The sequence below is a fragment of the Streptomyces megasporus genome (assembly GCF_000718985.1).
GTDB classification, from domain to species: Bacteria; Actinomycetota; Actinomycetes; order Streptomycetales; family Streptomycetaceae; genus Streptomyces; species Streptomyces megasporus.
The window spans coordinates 1-25,218 of record NZ_JODL01000021.1 but is presented as its reverse complement, the minus strand read 5'-3'; the positions used below and the strand labels follow the sequence as shown (position 1 = coordinate 25,218).

Sequence of the window (25,218 nt, the reverse complement as noted above, 5' to 3'; positions counted from 1 at the left end):
TGACTTCGGAAGGTTTTCATTTCGCATGTCCGTAACCACCCCTGACGTCATCCTGCCCGTGGACGAGAAGACGACCACGTTCGCCGACCTCGGGCTCCCCGGGGAGATCGTCCGCAAGCTCGCGCACAACGGCGTCACCGTCCCCTTCCCGATCCAGGCCGCGACCATCCCGGACGCGCTGGCGGGCAAGGACGTCCTCGGCCGCGGTCGCACCGGCTCCGGCAAGACGCTGAGCTTCGGCCTCCCCCTGCTCGCCCGGCTGGCGGGCGGGCACACCGGCCGCAAGCACCCCCGCGGCATCATCCTCACCCCCACCCGTGAGCTGGCCATGCAGGTCAGTGACGCGCTCCAGCCGTACGGCGACGTCCTCGGCCTGAAGCTGAAGGTCGTCTGCGGCGGCACGTCCATGGCCAACCAGATCAGCGCCCTGGAGCGCGGCGTGGACATCCTCGTCGCCACCCCGGGCCGGCTGCGCGACCTGATCAACCGGGGCTCCTGCTCGCTGGACGAGGTGGAGATCGCCGTCCTGGACGAGGCCGACCAGATGGCCGACCTGGGCTTCCTGCCCGAGGTCACCGAACTGCTCGACATGCTCCCCAAGGGCGGTCAGCGGATGCTGTTCTCCGCCACGCTGGAGAACGAGATCGACACCCTCGTCCGGCGCTACCTCGTCGACCCGGTCAGCCACGAGGTGGACGCCGCCCAGGGCGCGGTCACCACCATGAGCCACCACGTGCTGATCGTGAAGCCGCGCGACAAGGCGCCGGTCACCGCCGCGATCGCCGCGCGCAAGGGCCGCACGATCGTCTTCGTCCGCACGCAGATGGGCGCCGACCGCGTGGCCGAGCAGCTCCGCGAGGCGGGCGTGCGCGCGGACGCGCTGCACGGCGGCATGACGCAGGGCGCCCGCACCCGGACGCTGGCCGACTTCAAGGACGGTCGCGTCAACGTGCTGGTCGCCACCGACGTCGCCGCGCGCGGCATCCACGTCGACGGCATCGACCTGGTGCTGAACGTGGACCCGGCCGGCGACCACAAGGACTACCTGCACCGCTCCGGCCGCACCGCCCGCGCGGGCCGCTCCGGCACGGTCGTCTCGCTGGCGCTGCCGCACCAGCGGCGGCAGATCTTCCGGCTGATGGAGGACGCCGGCGTGGACGCCTCGCGCCACATCATCGGCCGCGGCGACGCCTTCGACGACGACGTGGTCGAGATCACGGGCGCCCGGTCGCTGACCGAGGTCCAGGCCGAGTCGGCGCTGAACGCCGCCAAGCAGGCCGAGCGCGAGGTGGCCGAGATCACCCGGCAGTTGGAGCGCGCGCAGCGCCGTGCCGCCGAACTCCGCGAGGAGGCCGACCGCCTGTCGGCCCGCGCCGCCCGCGAGCGGGGCGACGACCCCGAGGCCGCGGTGGCCGCGGTGGCCGAGGCGACCGCCACCGCCGCGGCGGAGGCCATCGCCGAGGCGGCTGCCGCCGAGGCCGAGGCCGAGGCGCGGCGGGCACGGGAGGAGAGGTCGTACGAGCGTCGGGACCGGCGCGACGACCGTCCGTTCAACCGCGACCGTGACGACCGTCGTCCCTACGGCCGTGACCGTGACCGGGACCGTGACGACCGGCGCGACGATCGGCGCGACGACCGGCGTCCGTTCAACCGGGACCGCCGTGACGACCGGCGCGACGACCGCCGTGACGGGCACCGCGGGAGTGACCACCGCGGCGGTGGGCGCTCGTACGACCGCCGTGACGACCGGGGCGGCTTCCGCCGCGACTTCGACCGCCGTGACGACCGTCGCGACTTCGGTCACCGCGGCAGCGACCGTCCGTTCAACCGCGACCGGCGCGACGACCGTCCGTTCAACCGCGACCGTGACGACCGTCGTCCCTACGGCCGTCACGACGACCACCGCGGTGGTGGGCGCTCGTACGACCGTCGGTCCGACAAGCCGCGCTGGAAGCGCAACGGCTGACGTCCCGCGCCCTTGACCGGCGCTCTTGACCGAGGGCCCGCTCCGAACTCCCGTTCAGGAGCGGGCCCTCGGCGTGTCCGCCGCCGGGCCGGGGCCGTGGGTCCATCGGTGGGCACTGCCGTCACGTCGTGCGCAATGCCTTCGAAGCCCGGCCCGCCTCCGGGCTATGCTTCGGGGGCGGGCCGTTAGCTCAATTGGCAGAGCAGTGGACTTTTAATCCATTGGTTGTGGGTTCGAGTCCCACACGGCCTACCGGCCCCCTCGGGGTCGGAACCCTCGTTGACCTGCGTCAGCGGGGGTTCTGTCGTCTCCGGGGCCGCTTGGGGGCCCGCACCACGCCGAACCGGTGGCCGGCGCGGCGGCGGCCACGGCAGACTCGCGCGGGCGAGCGGATTCTCCTTCCCACCGCCGGAGCCCGCCCCGTCGAGGGGCACCCGGAGCCGACATCGGCTCCGGGTGCCCGCGACCACCGCCGCATACGTCCCTTCGGCACCACGGATCACGGACGTAACCCCGCCGGTGCCGGTCGACTCGCCGGAGGGCCGGTCGTCGTGGAGAGTGGAGAGGTGTACGGCGACACACGGCAGGGGACGGGTGGTGGGGGCAGGGCCCGGCTGCGCGCCATTCCGGGCGTCGGACGTCCGCCGTGGCTGCTCCCCCTGCTGCTGATCGTGTTCGGGGTGATCATCGACTTCCTGACGCCGACCAGCCTGCTGTCGAGTCTGATGTTCGCCGCGCCCATGGCCGCCGCCGCCCTGTGGACGGGACGCGGGACCGTACTCACCGGGATCGCCTCGGCGGCCACGGTCGCCGCCCTGGCGCTGTGGGTGGACGAGCTGACCGTGTTGGAGGGCGCCCTGCGACTGATGGCGATCACCGCCGTCAGCGTGTTGGCCGTGGCCGTCCACCACGCCCTGCACCACAGCGAACTGCGGCTGGCCTCGGTCAGTCGGGTCGCCGAGGCGGTCCAGCTCGCCGTGTTGCCCGTCCCGCCCGCTCGGATCGGCGACCTGAAGCTCGCGGTGCGCTATGAGGCGACCCAGGTGAACGCCCTGATCGGCGGCGACATGTACGGCGTGCAGCAGACGCCGTACGGGGTCCGGATGCTGGTGGGCGACGTACGCGGCAAGGGGCTGGACGCGGTGGCCTCGGTCACCGTGATGTTCGGGGCCTTCCGGGAGGCGGCCGAGACGGAGCCGGACCTGGCGGCGGTCGCGGACCGGATCGAGCACTCCTTGCTGCGGGAGGGGGAGCAGCGGGAGGGGAACGGCCGGATGGAGGGGTTCGTCACGGCCGTCCTGGCCGAGATCCCGGCCGAGCGGCCGGAGACCCTGCGGGTCGTCAACCGGGGCCACCCGCCGCCCCTGCTGCTCTCCGCCGACGGCTCGTCCCTGCGGGTCCTGGAGCCCGAATCGTACGCGCTGCCGCTGGGGCTTGGGGAGTTGGCGAGCGGCGGCGGCCATGCGGAGCCGGTGCCCTTCCCGCCGGGCGCCCTGCTGCTGCTCTACACGGACGGGGTGACCGAGGCACGGGACGCCGAGGGCGTCTTCTACGATCCGGTGGCCCGTCTGCGGGGCCGCCGCTTCACCGGGCCGGAGCAGCTCCTGGACACGCTCGTCGCGGACGTCGAGGCGTACACGGGCGGGGGCACGGACGACGACATGGCGCTGTTGGCGGTCATGCGCGACCCCGTCCCGTCGCCCGCGGCATGATCACCGTGCGTATCCGGGGCGCACCCCTCCGCATAACATTTGACGCAACGTCAGGGAATGTGACGCGTCTCTCCGTTGAATTTCCGTGGCCAACTCGCCCGAATCAGTCCCTTATTGAGTGGTTAAGTCCTCCCTGAAATTACTTCCGCTTTAAAGGGGAGACTTGGAATCCCGTGCGTCCCTCTATTAACGTTCGATAACGCAGCGCGGCCGTCACCGCCGCCGCAAGAGGCGGCACCGTGCGCCGTCGCCGAATCCCGAACGCGCGGTCTCGCGGCACCGAGAGGCCGTGCCCAGGGAACCGGGGAACCACCAATTGGGGTGAATCGGGCCGCACCACGAGTGCGATCCGTAGGAGACCTTCCTGCTCCGAACCCGTCAGCTAACCCGGTAGGCGAGAAGGAAGGAAAGGAGAGCGCCTCCGTGGCGTCCAGCAGTCCGGCCCCCGAGGTCTCGCACGATCCGCACACCGCCTCCCTCACCCCGTTCGGCCCGGCCGAGGACGGGCACCGGACGGCGTGGAACCCCACCGAGGACTCCATACGCCCGGTCCGCGGCAGGCACCGTGTGGTCAAGCAGCGCAACGGCATGGCGCGCAGCGGAGCGGTCCTCGGCGTCGGCATGATCGCGGCGGTCGGCGCGGGCGGCATCGCCACGGCCAAGGAGAAGTCCCCGGCCCCCATCTCCATGCCGGACCTGGGCGCCGTCGCCGACAACCTGCCCGGCATCGGCGGCCTCTTGGCCGACTCGGGCTCCGACGACCAGGACTCCGGCGGCACCGACACCCTCGCCGAGCGGGCCGACCTGGGCGGCGAGACCACGACCGAGACCCTGACCGCCGACGCGGGCGAGGCCCTGCGGGCGCGCATCCTCCAGCAGGCCGACCAGCAGCAGGCGGACGCCGCCCAGGCGGCCGTGGAGGCCGCCGCCGACCAGGCCGCGACCCAGGCGGCCGAGGAAGCGGCGGAGAAGGCCGCCAAGGAGGAGGCCGAGCGCAAGCGCAAGGCCGCCGAGGAGGCCAAGCGGAAGGCCGAGGCCGAGCGTCTGGCCAAGCTCGCCGCCAGCTACACCCTCCCGCTCTCCTCGTACCAGTTGACCTCCACCTTCGGTCAGTCCGGTTCGATGTGGGCCAGCACCCACACCGGCCTGGACTTCGCGGCGCCCTCCGGCACCCCCGTCAAGGCCGTCCACAGCGGCGAGATCGTCGAGGCGGGCTGGGCCGGCTCCTACGGCTACCGCATCATCCTCAGGCTCGACGACGGCACCGAGATCTGGTACAGCCACCTGTCGTCGATGACCAGGACCAGCGGCAAGGTGACGACCGGCGACGTGATCGGCCGCGTCGGCTCCACCGGCAACTCCTCCGGCCCGCACCTCCACCTGGAGGTCCGTCCGGGCGGCGGCGACCCGATCGATCCGCTGGCCTGGTTCCGCGGCAAGGGCCAGAACATCTGACACACCTCCTCCCACCGCCTCCGCGCCACCGCTCCACGCGCACCGGTCGGTGCGCGTGGAGCGCCGCCGCTCCGGGAGGAGACGGAGACGGAGGCGGTGGCGGTGGCGTGTGGTCAACGCCCCCTGCCCCCGCACCCCCATGCCCCGGCGACCCTGGTGACCCACCCCCCCCGACACCAGGGTCGTCGGTCTCTTCCGGTGATCCCGGTGCTCCCGGCGCTCCCGGTGTCCTCGGGCTCTTCGGTCGCGGGGTTCTTCGGTCGCGGTGGGACCCTTCACCGGCGCGCGGTACGGCCGGCGTGCCTCAGCGCGCCGACGAGCCGGCCGGCTCCGGGGGCCGGGCGGCGGCGAACCGCAGGTGGTAGCGCTTGACGTCATCGCCGCTCAGCAGCCCGGGGAAGTTCTGGACGCGGTGCCACTGCGGGGTCGTCGAGCCGATGCCCCGGCCGGATGCCCTCAGCGCGTCGATGTGGGCCTGTTCGCTCTCCCACTCCGCGTAGTTGACGACGCGTGTGCCGTCGAAGCTCAGGTGGAAATGGGCGGCGATACCTCCGGGCGGCAGGCCCTCGTCGGTCGCGAGCGCCTCGCAGACCGCGTCGACCCACGCCCGTTGCCGTGCCTCGTCCGGGCCCTCGAACACCACGTTCACGATCACGATGCAGCCGGGCTCGGGCCGTTCGCCCTCCCGGACGGGCGGGAAGCTGCGGTAGAGCCGGGTGCGCACCAACTCGACCCGCTCGATCCCCGGCACCGCGGCGTCGATCTCGTCGTTCCGCTCCTGCCGGTGGTCGCGGACGAAATCCTCGTACGCCTCCTGGCTCGTCCACTGGGAGTGGTGCAGCAGCGTCCGGCCGTCGGTTCCGGCGTACACGGTGTACGTCTGCAACTCCGGCGTCGGCCAGGGGCGTTCCCCCCACGTGGTCGCGATCGCCTCCACGGCGGCACGCTGTCGCTCGGGCGTCCCCACGTCCCAGGTGCTGAAGAGCGCGGCGCCGACGTCGGGACGGGTGGGGTCGGGGTATGCGGGCACGGTGGGCCTCCTCCGCTGGTCACAGGTGTGTCCGTCGCGTTCGCCGACCACTCTCACACCTCGAGTTCCCTTGAGGTCAAGGGGATTCGGACCGCGTTCTCCCGTGCGGGTGGAGGGTTGGGGGACCACCTCCTCGCCGCCGATCTCCGGGCCTTCCTCGCCCCGCCTCGGGGCCGAGCCGTGCGGTCACACGGGCGGCGGGGGGGGGGCGGGGGGCGTCACGCCTCCTTGCGCAGCTCGTCGAGCACGGCGATCGAGGCGTCCGGCTCCAGCGCCCTGTGCCACAGGTCGGCGAACGCCCTGCGGTACTCCTCCACCTCCGCCTCCTTCTCCAGGTAGAGGGAGACGGTCAGGCTCTCCTGGTACACGACGTCCAGCGACGGGTCCCGTGCCCACCAGGACGAGGAACGTGCCGAGCGCGGAGGACGAGAACCCCCTGTCGAACGGCAGGACGCGCAGGTCCACATTGGGCAGGCGCGCGCACTCGACCAGGTGCGCCAACTGCTCCCTGTGGACGTCCGGCGGTCCGGCGCGTCGGACCGCCGACTCGTCCAGGACGACCCGCAGCTCAAGGGGATCGGGACGGGTGAGGACCTCCTGCCGTTTCATGCGGACGTCGAGGACGGCCCGGAGGCGCTCCTCGTCCGGCGCGTCGAGGTCGGTGCGGTGCAGCGCCTCCGCGTAGCGGCGGGTCTGGAGCAGGTCGGGCACCTGGACGGCCGCGTAGTGGTCCTCCCGGACCGCCTCGTTCTCCAGGGTCAGGAAGAGGGTCATCCGGTCGGGGATCGCCTCGGAGTACGACTGCCACCACCCCTCGGCCCTGGCGTCCTTGGCGAGTTCGACGAGGTGGGCGCGTTCCTCGTCCGACGTGCCGTACGCGCGGCACAGGGCGTCGACGAAGGCCCACTTGACCGACCCGTCCTTGGTCTCGTAGCGGCTGACCGTGGCCTTGGAGAGGCCGACCAGTTCACCGGCCTCCTCCAGTGACAGTCCCTTCTGCCGGCGCAGTCTGCGCAGGTGGGCGCCGAGCTGTCGGCGCCGTGTCGTCGGTCCAGTAGCCATGGCCGGCCACCTCTCCCTTCGCCAGGCGCCGGATGCCCGCCCGTCCGTGTTCCGAATGCGTCGCCGGAACAAGGTAGTTCACGGAGGAGGAGATTCGAGGGGGATTCTCTGTTGAGAGTTACACAGTGAGAATTACCGTGTAATACTCTCATGCGTTCGTCACTCGGTGTGCCGTCGCGGTCACCGAGGACGGCGGGAGCGGGAAACCGGGGTCGGAGGGATGGCGTCCATGCGTCTCGATCACTGTCCGTCCATGAGGCGGTGGGAACTGCCCTTTCCGGCGGAGCCGGAGGAGGTGGCCGCTCTGCGGCGCGCCGTTCGGACGCGGTTGACGCTCTGGGGGTTCCCGGAACTCATCGACGAGGCCCAGCTCTGCGTCAGCGAACTCGTCGCGAACGTCATCACGCACGTCGGGGCGGGCACACCGGTCACCCTCTCCGTCTCGACGAACCGGACGCGGCTGCGCATCGAACTGGCCGACCCGGACACGCGGGCACTGCCCACCCTCCTGAGCGCGCCGGACGACCACGAGTCGGGTCGGGGACTGGCCCTCCTCGACGCCGTGACCGCCGGCTGGGGCGTCTACCTGCGCCCGGGCGCCAAGGTGACGTGGTGCGAGCTGGACACCGGCCTCACCGGCGGCGCGCACGTCACCAGGGCCGACGCGCTGCTCACCCTGTACGGCTCCGGTTGCGACTCCGACCACGGTTCGGGGCACGGCTCCGGGCACGGTTCGGGGCACGGCGCCGTCCGGGCGACGAGGGCCGCGACCGCGGAGACCGCCGTCCACCTGATCACCGACGTCCTCCACTGGCTCCGCGCCCACGGCCACGACCCGGACACCGCCCTGGAACACGCCCGGAAACGCTTCCGGGCCATGCCGGCGCAGGCCACGAGGTGGAACTGACGGACGCCGACCACCCGTCCGACGCCGGGACCGGTGCGCGCGGACGGCGGATCAGCGCCGGTGCGCCGCGTGCGGGACGGCATGGACCGCCGCCGAGGCGGTGGCCGGGGAGGCCAGTGGACGGTGGTGCCAGAGGACGCGGAGAAGGTCGCGTTCGTGGGCGAGGAAACCCGGCGGTGGGGCACCGCGCTCCGCGCGGGCACGGAGCAGCGCCAGACACACGGCCGCCCGCTGGTACTCGGCGACCTCGCGGGCGGCCCGCCGCCCGTACCGGTGGCGCGCCAACTCCCGGGCCAGGACGCGGGTGCGCAGGCACGACAGGGCGTACGGCTCGGGAACCGTCAGCCAGCCCGCCGCCACGTACTGGGGGAGCGTGGCGCGCACGGTGCGCAGCACCCGGCGTCGCGCCCACAGCGTCACCCAGACCACCACGCCCAGCACGGGCACCATGAACAGGCCGTAGACGGCGAGGAAGACCTCCGTCGGCCGGGTCGCGGCACCGTTCCACACGGCGTGCAGCGTGACGGCCGCGGCCAGGCCCAGCAGCGGCAGCGCCGTGCGCAGCGCCCGCCGGCGCCGGGCCACCGACGCCGCCGCGCCGAACCCCAGGCCCACCAGCACCGTGAAGAGGGGATGCGCCAGAGGGGCCAGCACCGCGCGCTGGAGGAACGTCCCCAATGTGGTCGACTCCAGGCCGACGTGTCCGAACGCCAGGTCGTCGCCGAAGGCCCTGCCCAGGTAGAGGACGTTCTCGGTGAAGGCGAACCCCGTGGCGGCGACGCCCCCGACGACGACGCCGTGGACGACACCGCCGAAGTCCCGCGGCCGGTGCAGGTACAGCAGCAGGATCGCGCCCGCCTTCGCCGTCTCCTCCACGAAGGGCGCGACCACGGTCGCGCCCAGCGCGTCGGCCCGGTCGGGGGCCCGGGGCAGGACGCTGGAGGCCAGCCACTCGGTGGCGAAGCCGTTCACGGTGATCGACACCAGGGTGGCCGCGCAGGCGCCCCAGCCGAGGGCGAAGAGGAGGTTCCGCCGGGGCGTGGGCGCGGCCCGGTCGAGCCAGTGGAACGCGCCGAGCAGCACCGGCACCGGCAGGAGAGCCAGCCCCAGGCCGACGAGGAAACCCTCGGAGCCGGTCTGCTGGTGGACGAGTCCCAGGATCACCGCGCCGCACAGCCCGAGCAGCACCGTCAGGGCAGCCGTGCCCACGGCCGCGGCGAGACGCGCACCGCGCCCGTCCGCCGGTGGCGTGGAAACCTTCTGGCGCACCCGACGAGCTTTAACGCACCGGAGACCGGAAAGCCAGTTCCGGCCCCGGCGCTCCGTGTCTCCCCGCACGGATCAAGCCGCCCCTCGGGCCGTTCGCGCGGCGGCCGTCCCCGACCGTCCCCGCTCAGGGGACGCGACGGCGGAAGACCAGGTCGCGGACGACATGGCCCTTGGACAGGCCCTGCTGCTCGAAGCGGGTGAGCGGCCGGAAGTCGGGACGGGGCGCGTACCCGCCGTCCGGCCGGGTGTTCTCCAGCGCCGGGCAGTCGCCGAGCACCAGGAGCATCTGTTCCGCGTACGGCTCCCAGTCGGTGGCGCAGTGGAGCAACCCGCCCGGCACCAGCCGGGAGGCGGCCAGCTCGACGAACTCGGGCTGGATGATGCGGCGCTTGTGGTGGCGCTTCTTGGGCCACGGATCGGGGAAGAAGACGCGAATCCCGGCGAGGCTGTCCGGGGCGAGCATCTCGCGCAGCAGGATGATCGCGTCCCCGTTGGCGACCCGGACGTTCGTCAGCCCGTTCCGCTCGGCCAGCCCCAGCAGGTTGCCCTGGCCGGGGGTGTGGACGTCGGCGGCGAGGATGCCGGTGCCGGGGTCGGCGGCGGCCATCTCCGCGGTGGCCTCGCCCATCCCGAAACCGATCTCCAGGACCACGGGCGACCCCGGCGGGAGGGTGTCGAAGAGCGCGTCGAGATCCAGCGTGCGGTCGCCGTCGATCTCCACCCCCCACTTCGGCCACAGCCGCACCAGGGCGTCCCGCTGGTTGGCGGTGACGCGGCTGCGACGGGGCTGGAAGCTGCGGATGCGGCGCTCGTGGCGCTCCCCGGCCGGATTGGCGGAGGGGCCGGTGCCGTCGGGGAACATGCTCCCCCGGCGGCGTTCGGCGACCGGCACGGCCGGCGACGCGGCGGACGCCTCGACGGGGGGCGTGGGAATCGTCTTCTCTGGCGCTTTCTCGGACACAGTGGGTACGAGTGTACGGCCGTCCCTTCGACGGGCGCTCCTTCGACGGGCGCTCCCCGGCGGGCGGGCCGACGGACGCACCGCCGGCCGGGCTCAGCGCGTCGCGTCCAGCGCGGCCAGCGCCCGGTCCGCCACCTCCCGCCCGATCGGCAGGGAGGCCGTCGCCGCCGGCGAGGGCGCGTTGAGGACGTGGACGGTGTGCGGGGCCTCGGTGATCAGGAAGTCGTCCACCAGCGTCCCGTCCGGCCCGACCGCCTGGGCCCGCACCCCCGCCGGGGCCGGGACGAGATCCTCGGCGGACACCTCCGGCAGCAGACGGCGTACGGCCTCGGTGAAGGCCGCCTTGGACAACGAGCGGCGCAACTCGCCCGCGCCGTACCGCCAGTGGCGGCGGGCGAGGTGCCAGGTGCCGGGCCGGCCCAGCACCTCGGCCAGGTCGCGGGGACGGACGGTGGCCCACCGGTAGCCCTCACGGGCCAGGGCCGGCACGGCGTTGGGGCCGATGTGGACCGAGCCGTCCACACCGCGCGTCAGGTGGACGCCCAGGAACGGGAACGCCGGGTCCGGCACCGGGTAGACCAGCCCCCGCACCAACCCGGCACGGGCCGGGGACAGCTCGTGGTACTCGCCCCGGAACGGGACGATCCGCACCGGCGGCGCGTCCCCGGCGAGCCGCGCCACGCGGTCGCAGTGCAGCCCCGCGCAGTTGACCATAACCCGGGCCCGCACCACCGAACCCGTCGCCGTCCGGACGGCCACGCCCACTCCGGGACGGCGGTCCACCACCGTCACCTCGGCGCCGTAGCGGACCTCCGAGCCGGCGTCGCAGGCCAGCCGCGCCAACTCCGCGGCGACCGCGCCGAAGTCGCAGACACCGGTGGTGGCGACGTGGATGGCCGCCAACCCGTTGACGTGCGGCTCGTGCTCGGCGATCTGGGCCGGGCCCAACTCGCGCACCGGGATGCCGTTCTCCCGGCCGCGCTGCACCAGCGCGTGCAGTCGGGGCAGCTCCCCCCGCTCGGTGGCGACGATCAACTTCCCCGTCACCCGGTGCGGAATGTCGTGCTCCGCACAGAACTTCACCATCTCCGCCGCGCCCCGCACCGCGAACCGGGCCTTGAGCGAGCCGGGACGGTAGTAGACGCCGCTGTGGATCACTCCGCTGTTGCGGCCGGTCTGGTGCCGGGCCGGACCGGGCTCCTTCTCCAGCACCACCACCCGCGTGCCGGGCCGGGCGCGGGTGAGCGCGTACGCCGTCGACAGGCCGACGATCCCGCCGCCGACCACCAGCACGTCGCAGTCGTACGCCGCGCGCCTCGCGGGAACCATGGAGGGAGCCGTGGAGACAGTGGACACGCCTTCCATCATGGCCCGGACCACCGACAAACAACCCTCGGACGGCCCACGGTGTGACCCGTTCGGCGGCTGCCGCGGACCGATCCGGGGCCGGCGCGGACCCGAACGCGGCCCGCCCGGCCCCGCCGGGGATCACGCCGGGACGCCGCCGGGGATCACGCCGGCGCGGCCAGCAGCGGCCGTGCCCGCTCCCGCAGTTCCGCCACGCGCGGCTCGTCGCCGTACGGCTCCAGCCGGTGCAGCAGGTCCCGCACGTACTCCTTCGTCCGCGCCGAGGAGATCCGGCCCGCGACCTCCACCGCACGGGTGCCCGCCGCGCAGGCCGCGTCCAGGTTCCCCGACTCCAGCTCGGCGACGGCCGACACCACCAGCCGCAGGCCGTGCGAGCGGACGAACTCCTCTGTGGGGCGCGACAGTGCCTGCTCGGTGAACCGGCGCACCTGGCGCGGCGCGTTCAGGTCCCGGTAGCACTCGGCGGCGTCGGCGGCGAGCCGGTCGTAGGAGTAGAAGTCCAGCCAGGACGGGTCCGGATCGCCGTCCCGGGAGCGCTCCAGCCAGCTCTCCGCCGCCGCCAGCGCCATGCCGCAGGCCGCCGAGTCGCCCGCCTTGGCATGGGCACGCGCCTCCACCAGGTGGAAGAAGCTCATGGTGCGGGCCGTGGCCAGACCCCGGTTGCGCTCCAACGCGGCCTGCGCGAGATCCACGCCCTCGTCGGCGAAACCGCGGTACGTCGCCTGGAGCGACATCGAGGCCAGGACGTACCCGCCCAACGGCACGTCCGCCGCCGCCCGCGCCAACCGCAGCGCCTGGATGTAGTAGCGCTGCGCGGCCTCCTGCTGGCCGGTGTCGAAGGCCATCCACCCCGCCAGGCGCGTCAGTTCGGCGGTGGCGCCGAACAGCGCGCGCCCCACCTCGTCGCTGTAGGAACCCAGCAGCAGCGGGGTGGCGTCCACGCGCAGGCACTCGGGCACCATCGACGAACGCCAGTCGCCGCCGCCGTACTTCGAGTCCCACCGCCTGGCCTCCTCCGCCGCCTCGCGGAGCTTGGCCACGTCGCTGTGGCCGACGCGCAGGGACGTCGGGGCGGGCGGGGGCGGCGCCGCGGGCACGCTCGGGGCCGCCTTCCCCCCGCCCGTCTCGCGGGCCTTCGTCGGGGCCGCCGTGTCCCGGGCCACCGAACTGTCGGCCGGCTTGATCAACCAGCGCGAGGTGGGCACGGCGTAGGCGCTCACCGAGAACGAGCCCGCCAACGACTGCCAGATGCCGCCGCTGCCCCGCCGTCCGGCCGGGTCCAGCCGGTACAGCTCGGTCGCCGACCGCACGGCCGCCCCCACGTCGCGGGGAAAGGCCAGGCCCACCTCCGGCGCCGGATCGGCGTCGGCCAGCCCGATCTCGTGCAGGGGGACGGGGCGGCCCAGCTTGCTGCCGATCGCGGCGGCGATCAGGTGGGGGGCGACACCCTGCGGCACCATGCCCTTGGAGACCCACCGGGCGACCGATGTCTTGTCGTAGCGAAGGTTCAATCCCCTTTGCGCGCCGAGGTCGTTGACCCGGCGGGCGAGTCCGGCGTTGCTGATCCCCGCGAGGGCGAGAACGGCGCCGAGTTTCTCGTTCGGCCCGCGTGGCTCCCTGGACATGCGCACCCCTGACACACAGCCGACGGCCGCCCCGCACCGTACCCGCGGGGCGTTCGTCAACCCAGCGTAGTTCGCCGCATCCCTACCGTTAAGGGGCGGCATCGGGGATGGCGGGAATCGACTCCGCACAAGAGTGCGCAATCGGCAACGCGTGGACGGCGCGCGGACCACCGTGGAGTACGCCGCGCATGCGCCCCTGGCGTGTGCTCCGGGTGTGTGCCGGTGCGCCTGTCCGTGCGCTCTGTGCGGTGCGGAGGGGAAGCGCTTCCATGGGTGCTGCGTGGGTCGGCCCACTGCACAGGAAACAGTGGGCTGGGGGAATACCGCCGTTCCATTCCCCGCGAACGGCGGTTCGGTCCGGGAGGTGACGTCACCTCCCGGACCGCTGACGATGTTTCGCACGGCATATCTCACAGCGGATATTTGGCCGAATGCCGCTGTTCGCCGCGGGCGGCTCGGCCGGCGGCGTCGGGGGCCGCGAGGCGGCACCGATGTCCGCGCGTCCGCGCTCCCGTGCGCCTCTTGTACGCCCATCCCGTGGCAGCATGGTCCGCACACGACGGGGGTCGCGGCGATCCGCGATCGCCGACGACGGCTTGATGGCCCATGCGGAGGCGGCGATGCGGTGGTTGGTCGGATGGGCCGCAGACAACGCACACGGCGCGAGCATCGCCGTTCCCCGTCCCGGGCACACCATCCAGCCGGTCGGCGCGCGACAGTTGTGGGGTGGCCCCGACCCCCTGTGGGCCGTCGGCGACTGGCGGCCCGACGAGGTGCGCATGGTCGAGGTCGACGGCGGCAACAAGCTCGCGGTCCTGGGCTGTTGCGGCGCCTCCGACGACGCGCTGCGCACCGCGCTGTACGCCGCCCGCGGCGGTGCCCTGCGCCATCTCACCGCCTGGCCCGGCAGTTACACCGTCGTGGTCCGCGTCGGCCGCCGCGTCACCGTCACCACCGACCTCGCCGGCGCCCGGCCCGTCTTCCACACCCCGTGGGCGGGCGGCACCGCCTACGCCACCGCCGCGCTGCCGCTCGCCGACCTGATCGAGGCCCAACTCGACGTCGGTCACCTCGCCGCCCTGCTCGCCTGCCCCGACGCGCCCGAGGCCCTGGGCGACGGCACCCCCTATGCGGGCGTGCGCCGCGTACCGCCCGGTCACGCGCTGATCATGCGCGACGGCCGCAGCCGCGAGATCGCCGGCTACGAACCCGCCGTGCCCACCGTCGTCGCCGCGCCTCCGGTGGACGCGGACGCCGCGGTCGCCGGCGTCCGCGACGCGCTGGTGGAGGCCGTCCGGGTGCGGCTGGCCAGTCCGCGCCACGCGCCCGTGCCCGACCTCGACACCCTCGACCCCGGACCGATCCCCGGCATGGGACCCGCCCAGCGCCGCGCGGGCCGGCCGGTGAGAGGACCGGCGCCCGGCGTCGGCGCGGACCTCTCCGGCGGCAGCGCGTCGGCGACGCTCGCGCTGCTGGCTGCCGGACTGCCGGGGATGCCGGGCACGGTGTACGGCACACCGGGGACGTCGGCGGGCGAGCGGCTGCTCGCCGTCACCTTCAACGACCTGACGCTTGACCCCCGTTCGGGCCGCGAGGCCGAACTGGAACGCGCCCGCGGCATCGCCGAGAACCCCCGGCTGCACCACGTCGTCGTCGCGGCGGGGGAGGAGGCCCTGCCGTACGCCGGGCCGGACGGCGGCTCGCTCCTCGACGGACCGCTGACCGACGAACCCGGCCCCTCGCTGGTCGTCGCCGAACGCCACCGACGGCGCCTGGCCGCGGGCAGCGCCGACCATCTGACCGGCCACGGCGCCCGCCAGGCGCTCGACGCGCACCCGGCCCGGCTGGCCGACCTGTTGCTCGACCGGCGCCGCCGCCACCTGCTGCGGCCGGTCACGGCGCTGGCGCGGGCGGAGGGAACGGCCGGACGGGCGGTGCTCGTCCCGCTCACCGTCTACCGCGCGGCGCGCAGACTGGCCCGTACCCCTTACCGGGACGGGGTGTTGGAGGCCGCGCGGCGACTGCGGGAACGCGATGTCGCGTGGGAGGCCGGGCCCGACGGCACGCTCGGGGTGTTGGACGCCTCGCTCGCCGCCCTCGCCTGGTGCCGTCCGGGGCCCGCGGCAGGCTGGCTGACCGGAGAGGTATTGGCCGAAGTATCGATTCGCCTGGAGCATGCGGCCCTGCGCCCGGCCTCCCCGGAGGCCGGGGCGCGTCCGGGCGAACGACGGGCGCGGGCCGCGCTCGCCCGGTTGGCGGCCGACCACCGGGTCCTCGACCAGGCCGCGGAGGTCCGCGGCCAGCGACTGCACGCGCCCTTCCTGGACAACCAGGTCGTCCGGGCCTGCCGCGCGCTTCCCGAGTCCCTGCGCGTCCAACCGGGGGCACGGGCGTCCGTCCTGCGGGCCGTCCTGGCGGGCGCGGGCATCCACGACCTGCCGCCCGGCTGGGGCACGCCCTCCCAGGCGACGCAGGTGGCGGCCGTGCGGACGGGGCTGCGGTCCCGGATCGGCGAACTCGTCGACCTCTTCGACGCGCCCCTGCTCGCCGACGCCGGGCTGATCGAGGCCCGCGTCGTGCGCAAGGCCCTGCGCGCGGCGGCCGAGGGCGAACCGCTGCCGCTGGACGGGCTGGCGGAACTGGTCTCCACCGAGGTCTGGCTGCGCCGCCTGCTGGCCCGCCGCGGAAGCTGCTGGACGGGCACGGCGGCGCCGCGACAGCGCGCGGTGGCCGGAGGGGTGCCGCATCGTCCGAGCCTGTGAACCGTCCCGCCGACGGCACGCGGCACACGGCGCGGGAGGACGGGGAGCGCGGGGACGGGGAGCGGGAGGACGGAACGCGGCACGCGGGATCAGCCGCAGGTGATCCGCGCCTGCGCCCAACCCGCCAGCGCCGCCGCGTCCAGGGCGGTGCGCGGCTCGACCACCAACCGGAGCGTCTCGCGGCCGGAGAGGGAGACGTGGACCGGCACCGGGGCGTCGCCCCGGCGGACCACGTCCGACCGCCACAGCAGAACGCCGTCGCCGTAGACGGAGAAACGGACCGCGGCGGGCACCGCCGTCAGGTCGTCGACCCCGACGAGGGCGTCGAACGCCGTGCAGGAACGGCCCAGGCCGACCGTCAGGGTGGAACGGGCGCGCACCGTCACCCCGTGGCCCCGGTCCCGTCCGCCGATGCGCAGCCCGGAACGCGGCCACATCCAGCCGCTCTCACCGCTGCGCAGGGAGGGCGCGGCGGACGAGTTCCGGGCCAACCGGTCGAGCCGGTGGACGGTGGACGCGGACGGCGTCGAGGGGCTAGGGGACGCCGTCGGCGCCGGCACCCGGCCGGTCGGCGCGGGCCCGGGGAGGGACGACTCCGCTCCCGGCCCGGACTCCGGACCCGGCCCCGAGGACCCCGGGCCGGTCTCCGGCCGGGACGAGGAACCCGCTCGCGGGCCCGGCGCCGACTCGGCGCCGGGCGGCAGGACTGGTGTGCCGCCCCCGGAACTCCCCGCCGATTCCGACGACAGCACGCCCAGCGGCTCCGACCCTCCCGCCCTCGCGTCCGCCGCCCCGGACCCGGGCACGCCGGGCACACTCGCCACCGACGGCGGCGATCCGGGCCGTGGACCGTCGGGCCGCTGACCGTCGGCCACCAGCGCCAGGGTCAGCGCGGTGGCCACGGCGGCGGCCATCACACCCGCCGTGACGCCGGCTTTCGCCGTGGCCCCCAGCCCCTCGAACACCGCGGCACCGCTCCCGGCCGCGCCGGCGGTGCCGGGCACCGCCGGCTCCGGCGTGTCCATCGCGCCCCCGACCAGGGGGAAGGACAGCGGGAGGGACGCCGTCCCCGAGGCCCCGGCGGCCACGGGAGTGTCCGCGGCGGCACCCTCGGCTCCCGGCGCGCCGGCCTCCCCGGCCGGGTACGTCCTCGCGCCCCAGCCGACGACCGCCACCGGCAGCAGGGCGCGCAGCCGCTCGCAGACCTCCCAGGTCCCCAACGCCGCCGACCGGCAGTCGGCGCACCGCTCCACGTGCCGGCGCAGCCCACGGTCCATCCGCGCCCGCAGGGCTCCGCGGGCGTACGTCCCCAACCGGTCGACGTGGCGCGCGCAGTCACCCGTCACCGCCCGCGACCGGCTGATGTGGGCCTGGAGGTACGCCTGCCGCAGCCCCTCCCGCGCCCGGTAGGCCAGCATCGCCGTCGCGCCCGGCGTCAGGCCCAGCCGCGGTGCGACCTCCCGCGGTGACTCGCCCTCCACCACGGTGTGCCAGAGCACGACCTGCCACCGCTCGGGCAGACCGCGGAAGGCACGCACCACCGTCGACCGCTCGGCCTTCCGCATGGCCCGCACATCCGCGTCGGACTCGAAGGACTCCCCGCTCTCCGACGAGCCGGCCGCCACCGCGAACACCGCGAACCCGTCGGCCAGCCGTTCCCACCCGGCCGACCCGCCCCAGACCGCGGCCACCCGCCGGACGGTCGCCAGCAGGTGGACGCGCATCGCCGTGTCGGGCCCCGAGCCGGCACGCACGGCCGCCAGGACCCGTGCGAAGACCTCGTCCGTCAGGGCTCTCGCGGTGGTCTCGTCCCGGCAGCAGTGACGGGCGTAGCGGAGGATCGCTTCACCGTGCCGCCGGCGCAGCTCCTCGTACGCGCCGGCGTCCCCACCGCGCGTCCGAGCGAGCAACTCCGTGTCGCTCGGCGGCTCCTCGGCCGCCCGCCCCGACGCCTCCCCCACGGAAACGGCATCGGACCGGGTGGGACCAGAGGGCGGGGCGCACGCACCGGGCACCTCTCTGTCCGGTCCGCCCGCCTCGTCCGAACCCCCCGAACCGGCAGCCCCCTCCCGTCCATCAACACGCACAGCGAGAACCCCCGTACACACCGTTGCCAGCGAACACCGGCACAGCGTGACACAGCGGCGGCTGCACGATCCCGGGCGTGCGCCTCAATCACTCATCCGGGGCGATGAATCGCAGAACGGTGCGCACGGAGTGCACTCGTGAGGTAACGGAGTTTTCGAGGGGCCGAGCGGCAGCGGTTCGAACATGACCGAAAATCGCCCTGACATCGGATCGGGATTCGGCGTCCGCGCTTCCGCGACGGCCACCGAATCGCCGCCTCCTCAGACTCCCGCGGGCTTCGCGACCCGAGGCCCCCGAGGCCTGAGCCCTTCCAGCAGGATGTCCAGCAACCGTGCCGAGGCCGCCGCCCGTTGCGCCGGGTTCGGCAGGGAGGGCGCCGCCGTCGCTATCACCAGCAGCACGTCCGCGACCGTCACGTCCGGCCGCAGCTCACCCGCCTCCTGAGCGCGCTCCACCAATCTCCCCACCACATCCAGCAGTTCGGCGGCGCTCGGGTCCTCCGCGGAGCCCTTCGGGTCGGGTTCCGCGGGCTCGGCCTCCGCCACGGGCCGGTCGTCCACCAGCCGCAGACCCGGCTGCCCGTGCCCACCGCCCTGCGCCGTGCGCGCCCTGCCGGAGGCGACACCGGCGGTCTCGACCGGCCCGTCGGCGAACGAGCCGACCCGGAGTATGCGCGGCGGCAGCAGCCGGCCCGCCCCCGAGTCCACCGAGGTGCGCAGGAACCGGGAGAGCGCCGACCACGGCTCCTCCTCCTGGCTCAGCGCCGCCCGCGCCTGCTCGGTCAACCGCGTGGTCTCCTCCTCGGCTATCCGCCGCACCAACACGTCCTTGCTGGGAAAACGCCGGTAGACCGTGCCCACCCCGACCCGCGCCCGGCGGGCCACGTCCTCCATCGGGGCGCCGTACCCCGACTCGCCGAAGACCTCGCGGGCAGCCCGCAACACGTGCTCCAGATTGCGCTGGGCGTCGACCCGAAGCGGAGCGGTGCGCCCGCTCCCGCCGTCGACCGTGCGCGCCGACCCGTCGCCCTCGGACGGCTCCGCGACGGCGGTCGACCAACGAGAGCTCTGAATGCCATGAATATGCATGTTGTATTCCCCCGGTAGTGGCAGTCTCCCCCCGGAGACCCCCCGCCCTTGCCGTCGGGGCACGGTCGCACTTCGCCCCGACGCCCTACGAACATAGTCGCGACCGAGCCGCGGGAGTAGGGGGTGTTCCGCCACGTCCGCCCTCGATCGGAGTACCCGTCCGCCGGCGCCCCCGCCACCCCTCCCACGCGGCCACCAAACCCCCGATGAGCTGCGAAAACACCACGCCCCCGAGAGGAGCGCACATCTCGGAAGCGGTCCTTTTGCCGGTCATACGATTCCCCGGGCCTGTGGACAAACGCCCGTCCGCGGGTGCGTCATGGACAGGTGACGAAGGAACCCGCGCGCATTCTCGTGGTCGGCGGCGGCTACGTCGGCATGTACACCGCCCTGCGCCTCCAGCAGCGCCTGAAACGGGAGCTGCGGAGTGCGCGAGAGGGGCGAGGCGGCGTGCAGGTCGTCGTGCTCGGTCCCGATCCGTACATGACGTACCAGCCCTTCCTCCCCGAAGCGGCGGCCGGCTCCATCTCCCCCCGCCACGTCGTGGTGCCCCTGCGCCGCGTGCTGCCCCACTGCAGGGTCGTGACCGGCGAGGCCACGTCCATCGACCACGCCCGACGCGTCGCCACCGTCGAGACCCTCGCCACCGAGCACGCGGGCACCGGCCCCATCGAGGTGCCCTACGACGAACTCGTCCTCGCCCCCGGTTCCGTCTCGCGCACCCTCCCGGTCCCCGGCCTCGCCGACCACGGCATCGGCTTCAAGACCGTCGAGGAGGCCATCGGGCTGCGCAACCACGTCCTCGAACAACTCGACATCGCCTCCTCCACCCGTGACCCCGACGTCCGCGCCGCCGCCCTCACCTTCGTCTTCGTCGGCGGCGGCTACGCGGGTGTCGAGGCACTGGCGGAGCTGGAGGACATGGCCCGCCATGCCTGCCGCTACTACCACAACATCCGCCCCGCGGACCAGAAATGGATCCTCGTCGAGGCGACCGACCGCATCCTCCCCGAGGTCGGCGAGGCGATGGGCCGCTACGCCGTGCGCGAACTGCGCCGCCGCAACATCGACGTGCGCCTGGAGACCCGCCTCGACTCCTGCGAGAACCGCGTCGCCCACCTCAGCGACGGCTCCCGCCACCCCTGCCGGACCCTGGTGTGGACCGCGGGCGTCAAACCCCACCCCGTCCTCGCCGAGACCGACCTCCCCCTCGACGAACGCGGCCGGCTGCGCTGCACCGCGACCCTGCGCGTCGACGGCGTCGAGCACGCCTGGGCCGCCGGGGACGCCGCCTCCGTCCCGGACCTGGCGGCGGGGGGCGCCTCCGGAGCCGGGGGCCCCGGGGGAGAACCGGGCCGCGAGTGCGCTCCCAACGCCCAGCACGCGGTGCGTCAGGCCCGCCTGTTGGCCGACAACCTGGTGGCGTCGTTGCGCGGAGAGGAACTCAAGGCGTACCGGCACGCCTACGCCGGTTCCGTCGCCTCCCTCGGCCTGCACAAGGGCGTCGCCCAGGTCTACGGCCGTAAGCTCAGGGGCTACCCCGCCTGGTTCCTGCACCGCGCGTACCACCTGAGCCGGGTGCCGACGGTCAACCGCAAGACGCGCATCCTCGCGGAGTGGACGCTGGCCGGGCTGTTCAAGCGTGAGATCGTCTCGCTCGGCTCGCTGGAACACCCGCGCGCCGAGTTCGAGCTCGCCGCGGGCACCGGCCGCCATCCCGAGGGGCCCTGACGGATGTCGGTGCCGTCGGCCACACTGGTCATGTGACCATGGGTGGGCTCGTGTCAGCGAAGAGTCACCAGCGGGGGCGGCGGGCACGGCAGGCAGAGCAGGCACAGGCACAACAGACGCATCGGAATCGGATCGGACCGCACGCAGTGAACTTCACGCGCTGGAGCGCTCGGTTGCCCGGCACACAGCGACGCACCGCCGCTCGGGCGGTACGACGGCAGCGCAAGGCACCGGCCACCCCCACCGGCGCCGTCCCGGCGGCCCGGGACGAGCACGCCGAGCACGGTGAGCGCGGCGACTCGTCCGCTCCGGCCGTCGACGGGGCGAGACGCAGCATCGACGCCCTGTCCGCACACGACCTGCTCGGGCACCTCCCGGCCCTGGTCGCCCTCGTCCACGGGCCCGAACACCACGTCGCGTTCGTCAACGAGGCCTACACCGCCGCCTTTGGCCCCCGCACCCCCGGCGCCCCCGCCCGCGAGGCCCTTCCGGAGTTGGCCGAGCTGGGTCTGCTCCCGCTGATGGACCAGGTCCTGCGCAGCGGCAGGCCCCGCACGGTCAAGTCCCGTCGCGTCCTCGGCGCCCCCGGCCGCACGCGCCCGGGCTACTACACCTTCACCTGCACGCCCATCGAGCTGTCGGGTTCCGAACCGCGACACGGCGTCCTCGTCTTCGCGGCCGAGGTGACGGACCAGGTCGAGGCCGCCGAACGGCTGCGCGCCAGCGAGCGGCGGCAGCGCGAGGCGGCCGTCACCCTCCAGCGCAGCCTGCTGCCGCAGCAGCTCGAACAGCCCGACGACCTGCGGGTGGCCGCCACCTACCGCCCGGGCGGCACGGACGCGGCGGTCGGCGGCGACTGGTACGACGTCATCACCCTGGGCGCGGGCCGCACCGCGCTGGTCATCGGGGACGTGATGGGCCGCGGGGTGCGGGCGGCCGCCGTCATGGGCCAGTTGCGCACGGCCGTCCGCGCGTACGCCCGGCTGGACCTGCCGCCCCACGAGGTGCTCCAACTCCTGGACGGGCTCGCCGCCGAGATCGACCCCAACCAGATCGCCACCTGCGTCTACGCCGTGCACGATCCCAACGAGGGCCACCTGGTGTACGCCTCCGCGGGCCACCTGCCGATCCTCGTCCGCGATCCGGACGGCACGGTCCACCGCGCCGACGCCGCCACCGGCCCCCCGCTGGGCACCGGCGGTTGGCTGCACACCTCGGCCTCGGTTTCCTTCGGTCCCGGCTCCGCCGCCGTCCTCTACACCGACGGCCTGGTGGAGCGCCGCGACGCCGACATCGACCAGGGCATCGAAGCCCTGGAACAGGCCTTCGCCGGGGCCACCGGCGACCCGCGAATCATCTGCGACCGGCTCCAGCGCGCCCTGGGCATCACCGCCGCGCACGACGACGACGTCGCTCTGCTCGCTCTCCAACACCCGGTCCGCACGGGGCACGAGGCCGAGCTCTTCCACAACGCCGCGCTCGACCTCCTCGGCGGGGTCGAGGCCGCCCCACGGGCCCGCGCCTTCGCCTCCGGCGTCCTGACGAGCTGGCGCTTCCCCTCGGACTTGCACGACCTGGGCGTGTTGGCCACCAGCGAGCTGGTGGCCAACTCCCTCCAGCACGGCACCCCACCGATGTGTCTGCGGCTGCGCCGCACCAACCGGCGTCTGATCATCGAGGTGACCGACGGCGACGACCACCTGCCGCGTCGCCGCCGAGCGGAACCCGTGGACGAGACCGGCCGCGGCATCTCCATCGTCGCGACCATCGCCTCCGCCTGGGGCTCCCGGCGCACCCCGGGCGGGGGCAAGGCGGTGTGGTGCGAGTTCGTGCTGCCCGAGTCCGTCTCGGGTCAGGCGGTCTGAGCGGCCTCGGCCGTCCGGGAGGAGCCGGACGGCACCCCGGCCGACGCCCCGGTCGGCACGGAGGAGGCGACGACCACGTTCCGCAGCGGATTGTCCTGCGCGGGGGTCAGCCGCCTCCCCAGGAGCAGGGCCAGCGCGGTGACGCCGAGCGAGCACAGCACCAGCATCACGATGTAGGGCACGTGCAGCGTGGCCCCCATCGGGCCGCCCACCGCCGGGCCGACCGCCAGGGCCAGTTGCTTCACCAGCGCGAAAGCCGAGTTGTACCGACCCACCATCCGGGGCGGGGCCAGGTCCGCCACCAGCGGCGCCACGGTCGGCGACAGGAGCACCTCACCCAGGCCGAACAGCGCGTATGTGGAGATGAGCGCCGCGACGGCCAGGGCGTGCCGCTCGGCCACCAGCCCGGACACCCCGGCCGCCAGCCACGCCACGGCCCAGATCAGTCCGACCACCGCGATCACCCGGCTGCGCCGCCGACGCTCCACGACCCTCAACACGACGAACTGGGCCAGCACGATCACGGCCGTGTTCGAGGCGAGCGCGACGCCCAGCGTCGCGGGGGAGACCCGCGAGACCTCGACGGCGTACGCCGACAGCCCGGACTCGAACTGTCCGTAGCAGGTGAAGAACACCATGAAGCCGAGCACGCACAGCGTCACCATCGCCCGGTCGGACATCAGCGACCGTCGGCCGCCCGGCTCCGGAGCGCCGTTCTCGACCCGGCCGGCGGCCTCGACACGAGGCCCCTTCGGCAGCCGGACGGTCGCGACGGTCACGCCCAGGAGCACGTACATCGCCGATTCGATCCCGAACAGGAGCAGGAACGACGCCGGCCGTTCCGTGTCGATGACCAGCCCGCCCAGCAGACCGCCGACGCCGAGGCCGAGGTTGTTGAGGAAGAACTGGGTGGCGAAGGCGCGCGACCGCGTCGACGTCGTGGAGCACCACACGATCATCGTGGCGAGTGCGGGCTGGATCACGGCGATGCCCGCGCCGAACACGGCGGCGGACGCGAAGATCGCCGCCACGCCCGTCGAGAGCGCGATGCCGAGCGAGCCGACGGAGGCGAGGACCGTCCCTGCGACGGCCACGGGAAGCGGACCCCGCCGGTCGACCACCCGCCCGGTGAAGGGCAGCACGACCAGCGCGGCCACGGCGAACAGCGCCAGCACCGTCCCGGCGGTACTCGCGCCAAGGCCCCGCACCTGTGCCACGTAGATGAACAGGAACGGAACGGTGAAGCCGTTGCCGAACGCGCTCAGTGCGTTGCCCATCTGGATGCGGCGCAGTGCTGCGTTTGTCGCGGAGGTCACACTCACCTACCTCAAAGCCTCGTTTTGCCAAAGAAACAAAGGGTGTGACGCTCCACACCCTTTGAAGTAAAGGTTCGACGCTAAAGACTACATAGAGAAACGCTTCAGCGCGAAGTCTTTCGTGTCATACTCCGGCCCATGCCTGATGAGCAGCCCTCGCCCGGTCGGACGCGCGAGCCCACGCTCGACGAGCAGATCGCCATCTACCAGCGCGAATACGGTGATCTGGACCCCCAGGTCGAGAAGGTCGTCAACGCGCTCAGCCGCCTCGACCGACGCATGAGCGTCGCGTACGGACGCCAGCTCGCGACGCTTGGTCTCAACCAGGCCGAGTGGGAGGTCCTGAAGCAACTGGTGATGGCGGGCGAGCCCTACCGGCTCGGTCCGGGAGCCCTGGCCAAGCGCCTGGGACTCACCCCCGCCGCCGTGACCCACCGCATGGATCGCATGGTCGCCACCGGCCTGGTCACCCGAGAGCGGGACGAGAACAACCGGGTCCGGGTCATCGTCGAGCTGACGGACGAGGGGCGCGAGAAGTGGCTCCAGGTCATGAGGATGGCCTCCGCCTTCGAGGAGGATCTGCTCCAGGACCTGTCGAGCGAGGAACGTGGCACCCTGGGAGAGCTGCTGACACGCCTCCTGCGCCGGGTGGAGGACGCCCAACCGGACGCGGACGGCCGACTCAGCGACCTGGACTGACGGTCGGCTCCAGCGGGCTTGACAGCGCGAGGACCGATCCGTAAGGTTCTCCGAGTTGCCAGGGGCCGGAACGGTTCTCCCGGCAATCTTCTGCCGCGTCCTGCGGCGACCACTCACTCGTGTGACAACCCTTCCGGGGTGGATTACGGCATGCCGTAATGCGTTTCCGGAGCGGCTCGATTAGGAGCCGGCGGGGAAATCCGCTACGGTGAGGGCCGCGCCGGAAACGGCGTGCAGGAAAAGGCAGGACCCCGCCGACCGGGGATTCGGAAACCGAAAAGGGTTCTGATAGAGTCGGGAACAGCGAAGGGAAG

At 73.6% G+C, this 25,218-nt stretch carries 17 protein-coding genes, 1 tRNA gene and 1 riboswitch; of the genes, 9 read left to right on the top strand and 9 right to left on the bottom strand.

Translation table 11 applies throughout. The features are described 5' to 3' along the window. Positions 1 to 25: 25 nt before the first annotated feature. From IF47_RS0118220 to IF47_RS0118205, 4 genes are all read left to right on the top strand, one after another. Complete coding sequence (locus IF47_RS0118220; protein WP_051717848.1) at positions 26 to 1,966, top strand: DEAD/DEAH box helicase; 1,941 nt, start codon at positions 26 to 28, stop codon at positions 1,964 to 1,966. 179 nt (positions 1,967 to 2,145) lie between these two features. Next, positions 2,146 to 2,218, top strand: a tRNA-Lys gene (locus IF47_RS0118215). 314 nt (positions 2,219 to 2,532) lie between these two features. Continuing rightward, positions 2,533 to 3,678 (top strand): PP2C family protein-serine/threonine phosphatase, encoded by a 1,146-nt coding sequence (locus IF47_RS0118210; RefSeq protein ID WP_078591938.1) that lies wholly within the window; start codon positions 2,533 to 2,535, stop codon positions 3,676 to 3,678. 275 nt (positions 3,679 to 3,953) lie between these two features. Next, positions 3,954 to 4,090: riboswitch (cyclic di-AMP (ydaO/yuaA leader) on the top strand. Positions 4,091 to 4,101: 11 nt separating this feature from the next. Further along, on the top strand, positions 4,102 to 5,133 hold the full coding sequence (locus IF47_RS0118205; RefSeq protein WP_031509880.1) for a M23 family metallopeptidase: 1,032 nt from the start codon (positions 4,102 to 4,104) through the stop codon (positions 5,131 to 5,133). Between the two features lie 304 nt (positions 5,134 to 5,437). Here IF47_RS0118205 and IF47_RS0118200 read toward each other — a convergent pair whose 3' ends face one another. Continuing rightward, positions 5,438 to 6,163, bottom strand: a complete 726-nt coding sequence (locus IF47_RS0118200; protein WP_051717854.1) for an antibiotic biosynthesis monooxygenase — start codon at positions 6,161 to 6,163, stop codon at positions 5,438 to 5,440. Between the two features lie 186 nt (positions 6,164 to 6,349). Next, complete coding sequence (locus tag IF47_RS27970; protein ID WP_425423613.1) at positions 6,350 to 7,225, bottom strand: helix-turn-helix domain-containing protein; 876 nt, start codon at positions 7,223 to 7,225, stop codon at positions 6,350 to 6,352. A gap of 253 nt (positions 7,226 to 7,478) precedes the next feature. Between IF47_RS27970 and IF47_RS0118190 the strand changes: the two genes are divergently transcribed. Beyond that, positions 7,479 to 8,132 (top strand): ATP-binding protein, encoded by a 654-nt coding sequence (locus tag IF47_RS0118190; RefSeq protein ID WP_031509878.1) that lies wholly within the window; start codon positions 7,479 to 7,481, stop codon positions 8,130 to 8,132. A 51-nt stretch (positions 8,133 to 8,183) separates the two neighbouring features. Here IF47_RS0118190 and IF47_RS0118185 read toward each other — a convergent pair whose 3' ends face one another. The 4 genes from IF47_RS0118185 to IF47_RS0118170 all read right to left on the bottom strand — a co-directional run bounded on the left by IF47_RS0118185 (position 8,184) and on the right by IF47_RS0118170 (position 13,355). After that, positions 8,184 to 9,401, bottom strand: coding sequence for a PrsW family intramembrane metalloprotease (locus IF47_RS0118185; protein ID WP_157840000.1), 1,218 nt, complete (start codon positions 9,399 to 9,401; stop codon positions 8,184 to 8,186). 124 nt (positions 9,402 to 9,525) lie between these two features. Continuing rightward, the gene (gene trmB, locus IF47_RS0118180; RefSeq protein ID WP_245641159.1) at positions 9,526 to 10,293 is read right to left on the bottom strand and encodes a tRNA (guanosine(46)-N7)-methyltransferase TrmB; all 768 of its coding nucleotides are present in this window, start codon (positions 10,291 to 10,293) and stop codon (positions 9,526 to 9,528) included. 162 nt (positions 10,294 to 10,455) lie between these two features. Then, positions 10,456 to 11,727 carry an L-2-hydroxyglutarate oxidase gene (gene lhgO / locus IF47_RS0118175; RefSeq protein ID WP_425423616.1) on the bottom strand — a complete coding sequence of 424 codons (1,272 nt, stop codon included), beginning with the start codon at positions 11,725 to 11,727 and terminating at the stop codon, positions 10,456 to 10,458. Between the two features lie 146 nt (positions 11,728 to 11,873). Next, positions 11,874 to 13,355 carry an NsdA family TPR-like regulatory protein gene (locus tag IF47_RS0118170; RefSeq protein ID WP_031509874.1) on the bottom strand — a complete coding sequence of 494 codons (1,482 nt, stop codon included), beginning with the start codon at positions 13,353 to 13,355 and terminating at the stop codon, positions 11,874 to 11,876. Between the two features lie 620 nt (positions 13,356 to 13,975). Between IF47_RS0118170 and IF47_RS0118165 the strand changes: the two genes are divergently transcribed. Next, positions 13,976 to 16,117: an asparagine synthase-related protein gene (locus tag IF47_RS0118165; RefSeq protein WP_031509873.1), complete on the top strand. Its 2,142-nt coding sequence runs from the start codon at positions 13,976 to 13,978 to the stop codon at positions 16,115 to 16,117. Between the two features lie 89 nt (positions 16,118 to 16,206). Here the strand turns inward: IF47_RS0118165 and IF47_RS0118160 are convergent, their stop codons facing one another. Both IF47_RS0118160 and IF47_RS0118155 read right to left on the bottom strand, forming a co-directional pair. Then, positions 16,207 to 18,078, bottom strand: a complete 1,872-nt coding sequence (locus tag IF47_RS0118160; protein ID WP_031509872.1) for an NPCBM/NEW2 domain-containing protein — start codon at positions 18,076 to 18,078, stop codon at positions 16,207 to 16,209. A gap of 387 nt (positions 18,079 to 18,465) precedes the next feature. Then, positions 18,466 to 19,293 carry a TetR/AcrR family transcriptional regulator gene (locus IF47_RS0118155; protein ID WP_031509871.1) on the bottom strand — a complete coding sequence of 276 codons (828 nt, stop codon included), beginning with the start codon at positions 19,291 to 19,293 and terminating at the stop codon, positions 18,466 to 18,468. 378 nt (positions 19,294 to 19,671) lie between these two features. Between IF47_RS0118155 and IF47_RS0118150 the strand changes: the two genes are divergently transcribed. Further along, complete coding sequence (locus tag IF47_RS0118150; RefSeq protein ID WP_051717853.1) at positions 19,672 to 21,024, top strand: NAD(P)/FAD-dependent oxidoreductase; 1,353 nt, start codon at positions 19,672 to 19,674, stop codon at positions 21,022 to 21,024. A gap of 146 nt (positions 21,025 to 21,170) precedes the next feature. After that, a complete protein-coding gene (locus tag IF47_RS0118145; protein ID WP_031509869.1) occupies positions 21,171 to 22,889 on the top strand; it encodes an ATP-binding SpoIIE family protein phosphatase in 1,719 nt (572 codons plus the stop codon). Here IF47_RS0118145 and IF47_RS0118140 read toward each other — a convergent pair. Then, entirely contained in the window at positions 22,877 to 24,205 is a 1,329-nt protein-coding gene (locus IF47_RS0118140; protein ID WP_031509868.1) for an MFS transporter, read from the bottom strand. The two genes, IF47_RS0118145 and IF47_RS0118140, sit on opposite strands and share 13 nt — an antisense overlap. A 138-nt stretch (positions 24,206 to 24,343) precedes the next feature. Here IF47_RS0118140 and IF47_RS0118135 point away from each other — a divergent pair, with 138 nt between their 5' ends. Beyond that, the gene (locus IF47_RS0118135; protein WP_031509867.1) at positions 24,344 to 24,904 is read left to right on the top strand and encodes a MarR family winged helix-turn-helix transcriptional regulator; all 561 of its coding nucleotides are present in this window, start codon (positions 24,344 to 24,346) and stop codon (positions 24,902 to 24,904) included. Positions 24,905 to 25,218 lie beyond the last annotated feature (314 nt).